This window comes from Burkholderia sp. HI2500, from assembly GCF_002223055.1.
Classification (GTDB): domain Bacteria; phylum Pseudomonadota; class Gammaproteobacteria; order Burkholderiales; family Burkholderiaceae; genus Burkholderia.
On the sequence record NZ_NKFL01000007.1, the window covers coordinates 1,041,122 to 1,053,423 of the forward strand.

Below are 12,302 nucleotides of genomic sequence, written 5' to 3' on the forward strand. Positions count from 1 at the left end.
CTGATCGAACGGACTCCTGATCGCCGTGCACCACGCTCGCTCGCCACGCGCGGCGGTCACGCACGTCTGCTTCATCCGATGAACCATCGCGCCACGACCCGCGCCTTGCGGCTCACCACGCGCACCGAAATGGAAGACTCCGTCATGCGAATCCGCACGCTTCGCCGCGCCGTTGCAACCGCCGCCATCCTGTCGGCCGCCGCGGCTGCCGGCACGACCGCCCACGCGGCCGGCGAACTGAACATCTACAACTGGTCCGACTACATCGCGCCGGACACGATCCCGACCTTCCAGAAGCAGACGGGCCTGCACGTCCGCTACGACAACTACGACAGCGACGACACGCTGCAGGCAAAACTGATGTCGGGGAATTCCGGCTACGACATCGTCGTGCCGACGTCGAACTACATGGCCAAGCAGATCCAGGCGAGCGTCTACCAGCCGCTCGACAAGTCGAAGCTGCCGAACCTCACGAACCTCGATCCGTTGCTGATGAAGATGGTCGCCGATGCCGATCCGGGCAACCGGTACGGCGTGCCGTGGGCGTACGGCACCGACGGCATCGGCTACAACGTGCAGGCCGTGAAAAAGGTGCTCGGCGACAAGGCACCGGTCGACAGCTGGGCGCTGGTGTTCGACCCGGCCAACATGGCGAAGCTGAAAAGCTGCGGCGTGTCGTTCCTCGACCAGGCCGTCGACGTGTTCGCGGCCACGCTGCAGTACATGGGCAAGGATCCGAACAGCACGAACCCGGCCGACTACCGCGCCGCGTACGAGGTGCTGAAGAAGGTGCGCCCGTACATCACGCAGTTCAACTCGTCGGGCTACATCAACGATCTCGCGAACAACGACCTGTGCGTGGCGTTCGGCTATTCGGGCGACGTCGGCATCGCGCACCGTCGCGCCGCCGAAGCGAAGCGCCCGTACGAGATCGGCTTCGCGAACCCGAAGGAAGGCGGGCTGCTGTGGTTCGACATGATGGTGATCCCGAAGGACGCGCCGAATCGCGACGCCGCATTGAAGTGGATCAACTACGTGCAGGATCCGAAGGTCAACGCCGGCATCACCAACGCGGTGTTCTATCCGACCGCGAACAAGGCCGCGCGCCAGTACGTGAAGCCCGCGATCGCGCGCGATACGTCGGTGTATCCGCCCGACGAGGTGCTGAGCAAGATGACGCTGCTCAAGCCGATGCCGCCGGAAATTCGCCGGCTGCAGAACCGGCTGTGGGCGCAGTTGAAGACGGGGCGCTGAACCGCGCGCCGCGGTAACGAATCGTGCCGCCGGCGGCTTGCTCGCGCCGGCGGCACGTGGTCGCATCGGAACCGGTGACCTCGCGTACCGAGGCGCCGACCCTGCCACGCGAGCATCGCAACGACCGTAGCCGAACCGGCCGCGCGAATTATCGAAGCGCCGGCTCCGCCGAAAACGCGTGTTCCACGAAGCGGATCACGTCGTCGAACGACGACGTGCACGTGGCCCCCGCCGCAAGCTCGCGAAACGCACCGTCCGGCCCGAAGCAGATGAGCGGCTTGCGCCAGCGCCGCGCGAGCGCGATCTCCTCGGCCGTGCCGGGCCCGCCCGGCAGCGCGACGATGAGGTCGCTGCTCAGCACGTTCACATAGTTGCGGTTGATCGTATCCGGGGCGGCGTCCGGCTCGCGGCGCGGCAGCGGCGTGAGGATCGGGATGTCGACGAACGGATGCGGATAGCCGTCGAGCGGCACGAAGCCCGCGAGCGGATCGGCTTGCGTCGGCAGGATGCCGATCGACCGGCCGGCCCGCCCCGGCACGCCGGCGAACGCACGTGCGACCGCCAGCATCACGCCCTGCCCGCCGCCCGTCAGCAGGTTGAAACCGGCCTGCGCGAGCCAGGTGCCGAGCGGCTCCGAAAACGCGAGCCACGGCTCCTTGCCCGAGCCCATCACGCCGATCGTCTTGTTCTTCTGTTGCATCGTGGTTACGAGTGAGGTCGTTGGATGGTGCGCGATGGCCGCGCTCATTCGAGCTCGACGCCCTTGAGCTCGGGAATCAGGCACAGCGTCGCGACCATGTCGAGCACGTAGAGGCCGGCGAGCAGCGCGATGGCCGTCTGGAACGAGTAGTGCGCGGCCAGCGCGCCGACCGCGACCGGGCCGAAGCCGCCGACCGCGCGGCCGATATTCCACAGCACGTTCTGCGCGGTGGCGCGTGCGGCCGTCGGATAGCCTTCCGACATCAGCGTCCCGTAGCCGCCGACCATCCCGTTGACGAACATGCCCATCAGCGCACCGGCCCACAGCATCGCGGTCGGGTCCGACAGCCGCGCATACGCGAGGACCGTCACGACCGCGCCGAGCTGGTACAGCAGGAACGTCGGCTTGCGCCCGATGCGGTCCGCCAGCTGCCCGAACACCCAGACGCCGATCATCATCCCGACGACCGTCGCCGCCGTCCACAGCCCCGACTTCGTCAGCGAGAAGCCCATCTGTTTCGACAGGAAGGTCGGCAGCCAGATCATGATCCCGTAGTAGCCGAAGTTCTGGACCGAACACAGGATCACGATGCCGACGCTCGTGCGCGTGGTGCGGCCGTCCGCGACGAGCAGGCGGAATGCGTTGGCCTTCGGCTGCGCTGCGCGCTGCACGAACGCTTCAGGCTCGTGCAGCCGGTTGCGCATCGCCCAGGCGAGCAGCGCGGGCAGCACGCCGACCACGAACATCCCGCGCCAGCCGATGTGCTGCAGCAGGAACGGCGTCAGCAAGGCGGCCAGCAGCACGCCGGCCTGCCAGCCGAGCGCGACGTAGCACGACACGCGGGCGCGCTTGCTGGCCGGCCACGCTTCCGCCGCGAGCGCCATGCCGATCCCGAACTCGCCGCCGAGCCCGATGCCCGCGATGGTGCGATACACGAGCAGATCCTCGAAGCCCTGTGCGAACGCACACAGCCCGGTGAAGACCGCGAACAGCAGGATCGTCCAGGTCAGCACGCGCACCCGCCCGTACCGGTCGCTCAATGCACCGAACAGGATGCCGCCCGCGACGGCGCCGATCAGCGTCCACGTGACCAGCGCGCCGCCCTGCCCGGGCGTCAGATGCAGCGCCGCCGTGATCGCCGGCAGCATGAAGCCGAGGATCAGCAGGTCGAAGCCGTCCATCGCATAGCCGATCGCCGATCCGGCCAGCGCTTTCCACGCGTACGCGCCGACCTGCTCCACGCGCGGGGCCGGCGGGCCGTCGAGCGTCGAAGATTCTATGTTTGCTGCCATGGTGTCCTGCCACGATTGTCCGGCGACATTTTAAAGCCTGTGCCCGTGAGCGACGGGCCGGCAGCCGCCCGGTGACGATGGTTCGCGCGTGCGTCGGTGCCCGCTTGCGGGACGGCGTGGCGGAAATCTGCAGACAATGAACGGGAGGGGAAAAACGGCGATCCGGTGTCGGCGGCGAAGCCGGCGATGCCGCGGTCAGGCCGGACACCGAATGAAAAGCAGCATGCTGGCGGAGTGTTGCCGTCCGGCCCGCTGGCGCGAACCGGACGGCGCCGGGTGGCCTGGCGGCCGGGCCGGCTTCAGCCCTGATCGTCTCCGGGCCACCAGGTCTTGGCCTCGCGGTCGACGGCGAGCGCATCGAGATCCTTGCCTTCGAGCCATTTCGGCCGCGGGCCGCGGCCCGACCACGAGCGGCCGGTCGTCGGATCGTAGTACTTGGCAGGCGCCTTGCGTTTTCGCTGGACGATGTAACCGAGCGCGCTCAGCACTTCCTGCTGCGAAATTCCCAAAAGCTCGACCTGTTCCTTGAATGCCGCGAGCGCGGCCTGCTTCTCCTTCTGCTTCGCATCCGACAGCTTGATGTTCAGGTCCCGAAGTTGTGCTTCGAGTTCCTGCAGGGCCTGGGTCATGTATTCATCCTCTTTGGGCATGTTTTCGCAAAAAGCTCCGATGGCGGAACCTACCACGAAGTTCCGCCGATGGGGGCTGTCAAATGGGTGCATCGATTGCCTGAGCCGGCATGGCTTGCGCGATACGCACTAAACGACGCCGCGCGTCAATCAATGAGACAGGACCGGCCGGCAACGCGCAGCCCGCCGTGTACGAAGGCACGGCGAACGGCTGCGGCAAGTAAGCGCCGCACCATGGCACTGGCGCGGCATGGCGCGAATGATAGCAGTGCTCGGCGTCGTATTACAGAAGGCGTCGATGCGGATACGTCCGATTACAGGCCGATGTCGCCGGCGTCCCATGCGATCCGGTCGAACAGCGCGCGCAGCTTCGCGCCGCGCGCCGCGTTCAGCGCGGCCGCATGCGCGACGCGCCCGGCGAGATGCGCGCGGAAATCCGGATGCGCATCGCGATTCTGCGATGCCGGCCCGCTGCGGATGCAGTTGGTCAGGATGGCCTTCAGGAGATCGAACGCATCGCGCGCCAGGTTCGGATGACGATTGACGACCACGCCGGCCAGTTGCTGCCGCGTGCCGCGCCGCATCACGCGCGTCTTGCGCAGTTGCAGCGCAAAGCCTTCCTCGAGCGCGATCGCGGCGACCCGGATCTGCAGCCGTTCGACGTCGCGCGCCAGCGTGCCGCCGCCGGAGAAGGCGAGATCGTCGGCATAGCGCGTGTAGGTTGCACCGAGCGAACGCGCGAGCGCGGCGAGCCGCATGTCGAACCGGAACGCGCTCAGGTTCGCCAGCGCCGGCGACGTCGGCGCGCCCTGCGGCAGATGCCGCTCTCGATAACGCTGGCGGCCGATCCAGTCGAACCGGTCGCGCAGGTCCGGCGCGAGCAGCCGTGCGGACGGCACGCGGTTGGTGCACAGCCCGGTGAGCATGCGCGCGACTTCGACCGGGTACCCGAGCGTGACGAACAGCGCGTGCACGCGGGCGGCGCGTATCGATACGAAGAAATCCGCGAGATCGAAACGGACGACGACGTCGCGATCCGCATGGGGCGCCGCGAACGACACGATCCCGTGCCCCTTGCGAAAGCCGTGTACCGCACCGTGCGGCGCGATGCGATCGAGCAGCCCGTGCAGGATGCGGCGCTGCGCTTCGCGCAGCCGGCCTTTCGGGATTTCGACGAGGCGGCTGCCGCCGCTGCGCTTGTCGTGCGCCACGTACGTGTAGTGATGCAACGGCGTGGCGCTGCTGCGCGCGTCGACGCGCCATTGGTCGGACAGCCAGTCGAGCGCCGGCGCGCTCACGCCGAGCCAGCCGGCCAGATCGCCGGGCGTCGCCCATTGCGGCACGTCGCAGCCGGCGAGCGGCGCCGGCAAGGGCCGCTGGACCAGCGGGCGCCGTACGACGCGAATCGCGACGGGCCGATCGCTGCCGTACCACGCGCGCACGAAAGCCGGCGCATCGGCGAGGTCAGCCGCAAGCGTATCGATGTCGATGTCGGCCCAGCGCGCACCGAAGCGTGCGAGCGCGGCATCCGCGACTTCGTGAGTCCACGGTGGCGCGCCGCCGAGCACGGCCGCCATCCGGGACAGGACGCCGGGGCGTTCAGGTTCGCCGGCCAGCATCGCTTCCGCAATCGTGCGGGTGGTGTCGAACAGGGAGCCGGACATGGGAATCGATAGGCGGGACGATGAGCCAACGTGACTGGTGCTGCGAGGAGTCGCGTTGCGCAACGCGCAACCGTGCTCCTTGCGACGCATCGGGGTGTCAATCTCATCCACGGGGTAGCCCCGTAGTCCTGGAACATCGGCTGCCTGTTCCGGGCGTGTGCTTGACCCACCGGCCCGCGATGCGACTTTAATGGCCGCGAACGCGGCGTGTCAAACCGGGTGGCGATCCGGCGCCACGGCGACGCGCCGGATCGCGACGCGCAACCTACGCGTGCCGGGAAAACAGCTCGCGGTACGCGATCGGCGGGACGCCGACGCCGGCCATGTTGTTCAGCATCGTGGCCCAGGTCGCGTTGTCGACGCTGACCGGAAACGACCGCACGCGGTTGGCGAGCAGCCAGAAGGTGCGCGTCATGCCGTTGCTCATCGCGACTTCGTACCCGCTTCCCTCGAGCCAGTGGCCGACCGGCGGCAGCGCCACCGGTTCGAGGCGGCCGGCCCGGAACGCGGCGGCGGCCGACGCGTATTTGCTGTCGAGCGGCATGACGCGGCGCGGCACGCAATCCTGCGAATTCAGTTGCGGAAACGCCGGGCTCGTGCCGAGCCACAGGCCGTAGAACTTTTGAGCGTCGAGATGCACGACGAAGCGCTCCGTTTCGGCGGGCGTTGCCGCCATGTAGCAGTCCGCCTGGCCGGGAACGACCACGCGCCACGTCGCGCGCTGCGCGCTCAGGTCGACCAGCTCGCTCGGCAGCGGCCGCGGCTGGATGGGAGACGGTCGTCCCGCTTCGCGCAGGTCGCGCGCGCGATCGAGTCCGATACGAAGACGTGTCAGCATGGGCCCTCTATTTCTCTCGTGATTTGTTCGAATGCGTCAGGGGGCGGGCGATTACATCGTCACGTGTTTGCAATCCGTGGGCCCGGTGTCCTGGCGCTCCCGGTGTGTTCGGGAACTGGCGCAGTGTAGCGTCTTTCCGGGTCGGCAAGAATCAACTCGGCCGGCGTCGACTGCAGCATCGACGGATGTGCGCTGCGCAGTTCGCACACTGGAAGAACCGCACGCTCGAATGCTGGAACCCTCATGAACGCCCATGCGCTATGCCCGCCACACCATCAACCATCGAATCAATATTCGTCGCCGATTATTTAAATATCGAAACAATCAAAAAACAAAAACAACAGCCCGCAGAATTCAATGAAATCAAATTCAAACAAAATTATCGAATATGATTAACGATAAATTAATACGATTGGCGCCCTCAAAATCAAATAAATAATCTTTGTTGTGCGCCGCAACACCGTGATTCAAAGATCAGCGAGATACGGAGGCGCAGCATGAATTACTTCATTCATGCTTGGTCGCAGAGTTTCCCCCTTATCAGGCCACCGTTGATTTCCAGACATTTGTGAATCAGCAATCCGGAAAGACAGTCACGTCTTCCCGGACGTGACCGACGTCGTCAGATCGCATCGATTCATTCAATACCAAAGGAAAGTCATGAAGAAGATTGCAACCGTGCTGTTTTCAGCACTGATGCTCGCCTCCACGTGCGCGTCCGCGCAGGCGCTTTGCAAAGCCGGCAAAATCGACAAGATCGAAACCGACACCACCGGCAACCTGCTGGTGACCATTAACGACGGCGTCTATTCGTTCGGCGCGAAGGAAGTTTATTCAATTATTTACCAGGCCTATTCAGAAAACAGAAATCTGTTTATCTATGGAAACAATTGCGCGAATGGTTCGCCGGCAACCCGCTTTGCCATTCGTTAATCGACCTTAAACGCTCGACGATCATCAATACGTCGAGCACGGGGCTGGATTGACATTCTGAATCCGGCGCCATCGCGGGCTGGGGTGTCGGCGTTGCGCGTCATGACGCCCGGCCCGCCCCCTCCCGTTCCGGTCCCCATGGAGCAGCCGTGCTTGCCGCTATAAGCCAAACGTTGTCGGGTATTTTTCATCCCGACCACCTCGGGCGCCCGCCGGCCCGTAGTTCACCATGCAACTCGATGCCGGACATCCCCGGCATGCAGACATCCGCAATCAAAAACGCGATGTCGCGAACGTGGGCAGAATCGAGAGGCGGCCGGGCCGAATCGAATGTATTCACGCGCCACCCCGACGAACGCCGAAAGCCCGCGATCGCGGGAAACTACCGCAGAAACGGCGCCAGCGTGTCGGAAGCCTCGGAGAACCGCTGCTCGAGGAAGTCGAGCAAGGTGCGCACGCGTGGCGCCATATAAAGCGTTCGTTGAAACAGCGCGTTCACCGGCACGTCCGGGCAGCGCCACTCCTGCAGGAGCAGCTTGAGCCGCCCGGCCTGAAGATCGGCGCCGATGTCCCAGATCGATTTCATGGCCACCCCGCGCCCCTCGATCGCCCATTCGCGGGCAAGCGCACCATCATTGGTCTGACGGGAACGGTCGAGCGGCGCGGTGAACGACGCGGTCTCCCCGTCGCGCGCGAAACGCCAGTTGTTCGCCGCGCCGGCCGCGGAAGAAAGGACGATGCATCGATGCTCACGCAAATCGTCGGGATGGCTCGGCATGCCGTGCTCGGCGATGTAGTCGGGCGACGCGCAAAGCGCGCGGCGATTGTCGGCCATGCGCTTGGCGACCATCGCGCTGTCCGCCGGCACGCCGAACCGGATCGCGAGATCGATGTCGTCCTGCAGCAGGTGTGACAGTGAATCCGAGAGCACGAGCGTCAGTGTGACGTTCGGATGGCGTTCGTTGAATTCGTCGAGCCATCGACGCAGCACGGTGCGCCCGAAATCGGAGGTGGCCGATACGCGCAACGCCCCGCTCACCGATGCACGTCCGGCCTGCAACGCCGCGCGCGCATCTTCCAGCGTTTGCAGTGCATGCTGGCAATGGACGAGATACAGACGACCTTCATCCGTGAGGCGCAGCTTGCGGGTCGAACGCTCGAACAGCTGCGTGTGGAGTTCTCCCTCGAGCTTGACGAGCCGGGCGCTCGCCGCCGCAGGGGACAGTCCGAGCTTTCTGCCTGCCGCCGAAAGACTGCCCTGGCCTGCTGCTTCGACGAAAAGACGAATGTCACCGAGATTGTCCATGGTCGCGTCACGCGAAAAGAGTGTTGGGTCGTGCCGCGCGATGCGCCGCGAAGGCCCGGGCATGGTAACGCGATGCGGACGGACGAAGAAAAGGCCGATTGGCACGATCGGCCCCCGGCCCGCTTACTTGGCGACCACGCCGAGCTGTTGCAGGAACGTCAGGTTGTCTTCGAGATGCCAGTTGTCGGTGATCTTGCCGTCGCGAATGCGATAGATGTCCGTGGCGATGAAGTCGACTACCTGCCCCTTCCCCTGCACGCCGTTGAAGGTGCCGGTGAAGTGACCGGTGAAGTGCAGATGGGTGACGACGCGGTCGCCGGCGACGATCATCTGTTCGACTTCGGCGTGGACGTCCGGCACGGCGCGATGGAAGCCTTTCGATGCAGCCAGCGGCCCGGCGATGCCCTGCGGCCGACCGGCGGGCAAGGTGCGGTCCGTGAAATCGGCCGCCAGCGCCTCGCGGGCCTGGGCCTCGTCGCCCGTGCTCCAGAAGGTGTCGTAAAGACGTGCCGCGCGAATCTGTTGCTCGGCCTGCTGCTTCGAGAGGTTCTTGTCGACGATCAGCGTTTTCGGCTGCACGAGATCGTCGCCGGTCGCGGCGACGGCAGGCAACGCGGCAGCAGCGGCGGCGGCGGCCAGCGCGATGCGGGAAACGGCGGAAAGGACGGTGCGGGTTTTCATGACGGGCTCCTTGAGTGTGTACGCGATGCTCGATGAACGGATTGAATCCGGCAGTAGTGCGACTTGGGTCATTCAGGCTGGAAAGCGGGCGGTGCGATTCGCTTGTGCGGTCTCGCGTCGATCAAGCCGGGACGCGAAAGCGGTCACCGCAATCGCCATCAGCGTCAACGCGGCGGCCACGAGCGGCAGCGTGTCGAGTGCCTGCCCGTGCGAAAGCGCCATGCCGCCGAGCCATGCCCCCATCGCATTCCCCACGTTGAATGCGCCGATGTTGAGCGTCGATGCGAGGTTCGGTGCGCTCGCGGCCTTGCTCAGCACGCGCATCTGCAGGCCCGGGACCGTCGCAAATGCCGCGACGCCCCAGACGAAAATCGTCAGGACCGATGCCACGGGGTGATGCATGGTGCGACTGAACACCACCATGATCGCGACCAGCACGACGAACACGCCCGTCAGCGCCCGCATCACGCCGCGATCAGCAAGCTTGCCGCCGAGCGCATTGCCGATGGCCAGACCGATGCCGAACAGCACGAGAATCTTCGTCACGCCGCTCGGCGCGAATCCGCTCGCCTGTTCGAGCACGGGGGTGATGTAGGTGAACACCACGAACATGCCGCCAAAGCCGAGCACGGTCATCAACAGTGCGAGCCAAACCTGCGGGTGCTTGAGCACGCCTACTTCGTGCGCAAGGCTCGCGGGTTGCGCTTCGCGCGTGTTCGGCACGAGCGTCACGAGGGCCAGCGCGGCGAGCACGCCTGCGCCGGCGACGGACCAGAATGCGGCACGCCAGCCGAGCATCTGGCCGATGAAGGTGCCGAGCGGCACGCCGAGCACGTTGGCGAGCGCAAGACCGGTAAACATCAATGCGACGGCGCTCGCGCGCTTGTCCTGCGACACGAGCGACGCGGCAACGACCGACCCGATGCCGAAGAACGAGCCATGCGCGAACGACGTGACGACGCGGGCGATCATGAGGCTCGTGTAGCCCGGCGCGACCGCGCACAGAACATTGCCGACGATGAAGATTCCCATCAGCAGCAGAAGCGCCCACTTGCGCGGCATCCGGCTCGTGAGGACGGCGAGCAGCGGCGCGCCCACGGCGACGCCCAGCGCATAGCCGCTCACGAGCAGCCCCGCCGACGGGATGGAAACGGAAAGCGACTGCGCGACATCGGGCAGGATGCCCATGATGACGAATTCCGTGGTGCCGATCGCAAAAGCGCTCAGGGCCAGCGCGAGAATGGGAAGTGGCATGGCTGTCTCCGGGAAAGCGGCAGAGCCGCAGGGGATGTGCAGCGATTCTGCTTGCCACCGTGCGGATTGATAATTGGCCTCCGTCTTGAATCATTTTCAAGCCAGACAAGAAAATCAACGCAAGGGGCGGCGCGTGCTTGATCAGCACTCCATCATTCGTCGCCGGTCAACGCGCCGATCAGCGCGCGCACGCGAGCAGGCCTCGTACGCGAGCCAGGCATCACGAGATTGACGGGCAGCGGCGCGGGGCGACGGGTCGGCAACACTTCAACGAGCGTGCCGCTGCGCAGGTGGAGTTTGGCGAGAAACGCGGGGAACTTGTGCGAGGCCCGCGCCAAGCGCGGCGGCTTCGACGAGCGCTTCACCGTGGTTGATGCGGAAGCGGGCCTCGATGGTCAGCGTGACCGTTCGCCCGTGTTCGACGAACTCGATTGGCCGATCACGGCCCGTGATTGGTATGCGAAACGCAATGAGGCGATGCTTTCGCAAATCGCCAACCGAACGAATCGTCGGATTGGCCGCCAGGGAATCCGGATGCGCGCACAGGATCAGCGCCGCTTCGCCGATGCGACGGGAGACAAGCGAAGCGTCGTCGAGCGCCTTCGCACGATCGCACCGGTGCGAAGGCGCTCGGGCAGCCCGCTAGATCGTCTCGCTTTCGCGCACCGTAATCGGGCTTTGCAGCACGAACCGCGCAATGTCGTCCTTGCGCATGAACGCAACGCCGGGATGGCTCTTTGCATGACGCAGGAACGCGTCCCATGCACGCGTCATCTGCGGCGTGCCGCTGATACGGTCATGCGCGCTGATCGACATCATGCGCCGACGCGTACCCGCTTCCTCGTACAACTGATCAAAATCGAACTTGATCTGTTCGAGGAACTTGTCCGGCGAGTAATTCCGGCCCTCCACCAGCAGGATGTCGTTATTGCGCAGCGTATACGGAATCACGACGAAATCCTTGCCGTTGACCTTTTCGATGAACGGCTCGTCGCGGCTCGTATCATCGATGTGATACACGTAGCCCAGCTCCTGCAGCAGCGACAGCGTGTTCGGCCCGCGTCGCAGCCAGTTCGCGTTGTAGCCGATCGGACGTTGGCCCGTCACCTCCTCCACCATCGATCGCGCCTGGATCAGAAACTCGCGTTCCTGCGGTCGCGACATCGCATACTGCGAGTTCCACGTCGGCCCATGGCCCGACGCTTCGTGGCCGCGCGCCACGATTTCGCGCGCCACCTGCGGATGCCGCTTCGCCGCCTCGCCGATCATGTGACTCGTCACCTTCACGTCATGCCGATCCCACAGATCCAGCATTCGGGGAATGCCCTCGCGATACCCGTACGCAAACCATGCTTGCGCGGCAAGATCGGCGGGCACGCTCGCCGGGAAATCGACTTTCGGAAACGGATTGTCGGCGCCCTTTGGCGGCTGTCCGCCCGCCTCGAACTGCATCGAGATCGAAATGACCAGCCGTGCACCGTTCGGCCAGAATTCACCCTGCACGGGCGCGGCTACCGGGATCGATCGGGGGCTGCCCGTTTGCGCACCGGCCTGGGGGGATTGAAGCATCGCACCGACGGCGAACGCGCCCGCGCCGATTCCGGCCTGGGTCAGGAAGGAACGGCGCGTCGGTTGATCGGGTGCCTGCTCGGCCGGATCGCGATCCACGTGATCGATTTGAATTGCCATGGACAATCTCCTCATGACGCGCAAGCGCGTCGCTCGCACCGCAACGCGATGCATGATGAACG

At 65.3% G+C, this 12,302-nt stretch carries 13 protein-coding genes; 2 read left to right on the forward strand and 11 right to left on the reverse strand.

Going from position 1 to position 12,302, the window contains the following annotated elements; all coding sequences use genetic code 11:
- Positions 1-144: 144 nt before the first annotated feature.
- Positions 145-1,254 carry a polyamine ABC transporter substrate-binding protein gene (locus CFB45_RS36685; protein ID WP_089430153.1) on the forward strand — a complete coding sequence of 370 codons (1,110 nt, stop codon included), beginning with the start codon at positions 145-147 and terminating at the stop codon, positions 1,252-1,254.
- 148 nt (positions 1,255-1,402) lie between these two features.
- On the opposite strand, the gene CFB45_RS36690 is transcribed toward CFB45_RS36685, so the two are convergent.
- The 5 genes from CFB45_RS36690 to CFB45_RS36715 form a co-directional block, all read right to left on the reverse strand.
- Positions 1,403-1,954 (reverse strand): LOG family protein, encoded by a 552-nt coding sequence (locus CFB45_RS36690; RefSeq protein WP_179255149.1) that lies wholly within the window; start codon positions 1,952-1,954, stop codon positions 1,403-1,405.
- Between the two features lie 44 nt (positions 1,955-1,998).
- Positions 1,999-3,246, reverse strand: coding sequence for an MFS transporter (locus tag CFB45_RS36695; protein WP_089429955.1), 1,248 nt, complete (start codon positions 3,244-3,246; stop codon positions 1,999-2,001).
- 299 nt (positions 3,247-3,545) lie between these two features.
- Positions 3,546-3,875 (reverse strand): H-NS histone family protein, encoded by a 330-nt coding sequence (locus CFB45_RS36700; RefSeq protein WP_089429956.1) that lies wholly within the window; start codon positions 3,873-3,875, stop codon positions 3,546-3,548.
- Positions 3,876-4,189: 314 nt separating this feature from the next.
- Positions 4,190-5,539 carry a reverse transcriptase family protein gene (locus CFB45_RS36710; protein ID WP_089429957.1) on the reverse strand — a complete coding sequence of 450 codons (1,350 nt, stop codon included), beginning with the start codon at positions 5,537-5,539 and terminating at the stop codon, positions 4,190-4,192.
- 265 nt (positions 5,540-5,804) lie between these two features.
- The gene (locus tag CFB45_RS36715) at positions 5,805-6,377 is read right to left on the reverse strand and encodes a plasmid fertility inhibition factor family protein (RefSeq protein WP_089429958.1); all 573 of its coding nucleotides are present in this window, start codon (positions 6,375-6,377) and stop codon (positions 5,805-5,807) included.
- A 660-nt stretch (positions 6,378-7,037) separates the two neighbouring features.
- Here CFB45_RS36715 and CFB45_RS36720 point away from each other — a divergent pair.
- On the forward strand, positions 7,038-7,310 hold the full coding sequence (locus CFB45_RS36720; RefSeq protein ID WP_089429959.1) for a hypothetical protein: 273 nt from the start codon (positions 7,038-7,040) through the stop codon (positions 7,308-7,310).
- A gap of 382 nt (positions 7,311-7,692) precedes the next feature.
- Here the strand turns inward: CFB45_RS36720 and CFB45_RS36725 are convergent, their stop codons facing one another.
- From CFB45_RS36725 to CFB45_RS36745, 6 genes are all read right to left on the reverse strand, one after another.
- On the reverse strand, positions 7,693-8,616 hold the full coding sequence (locus tag CFB45_RS36725) for a LysR family transcriptional regulator (protein WP_089429960.1): 924 nt from the start codon (positions 8,614-8,616) through the stop codon (positions 7,693-7,695).
- 123 nt (positions 8,617-8,739) lie between these two features.
- Positions 8,740-9,297 (reverse strand): ester cyclase, encoded by a 558-nt coding sequence (locus tag CFB45_RS36730; protein WP_089429961.1) that lies wholly within the window; start codon positions 9,295-9,297, stop codon positions 8,740-8,742.
- 72 nt (positions 9,298-9,369) lie between these two features.
- Positions 9,370-10,551, reverse strand: coding sequence for an MFS transporter (locus CFB45_RS36735; RefSeq protein WP_089429962.1), 1,182 nt, complete (start codon positions 10,549-10,551; stop codon positions 9,370-9,372).
- Positions 10,552-10,703: 152 nt separating this feature from the next.
- Positions 10,704-10,916 carry a hypothetical protein gene (locus CFB45_RS38835; protein WP_144025274.1) on the reverse strand — a complete coding sequence of 71 codons (213 nt, stop codon included), beginning with the start codon at positions 10,914-10,916 and terminating at the stop codon, positions 10,704-10,706.
- On the reverse strand, positions 10,819-11,118 hold the full coding sequence (locus CFB45_RS39875; protein WP_089429963.1) for a LysR substrate-binding domain-containing protein: 300 nt from the start codon (positions 11,116-11,118) through the stop codon (positions 10,819-10,821). Before CFB45_RS39875 ends, CFB45_RS38835 begins: the two co-directional genes overlap by 98 nt.
- A gap of 75 nt (positions 11,119-11,193) precedes the next feature.
- Positions 11,194-12,234 carry a polysaccharide deacetylase family protein gene (locus CFB45_RS36745; RefSeq protein WP_373558438.1) on the reverse strand — a complete coding sequence of 347 codons (1,041 nt, stop codon included), beginning with the start codon at positions 12,232-12,234 and terminating at the stop codon, positions 11,194-11,196.
- Positions 12,235-12,302 lie beyond the last annotated feature (68 nt).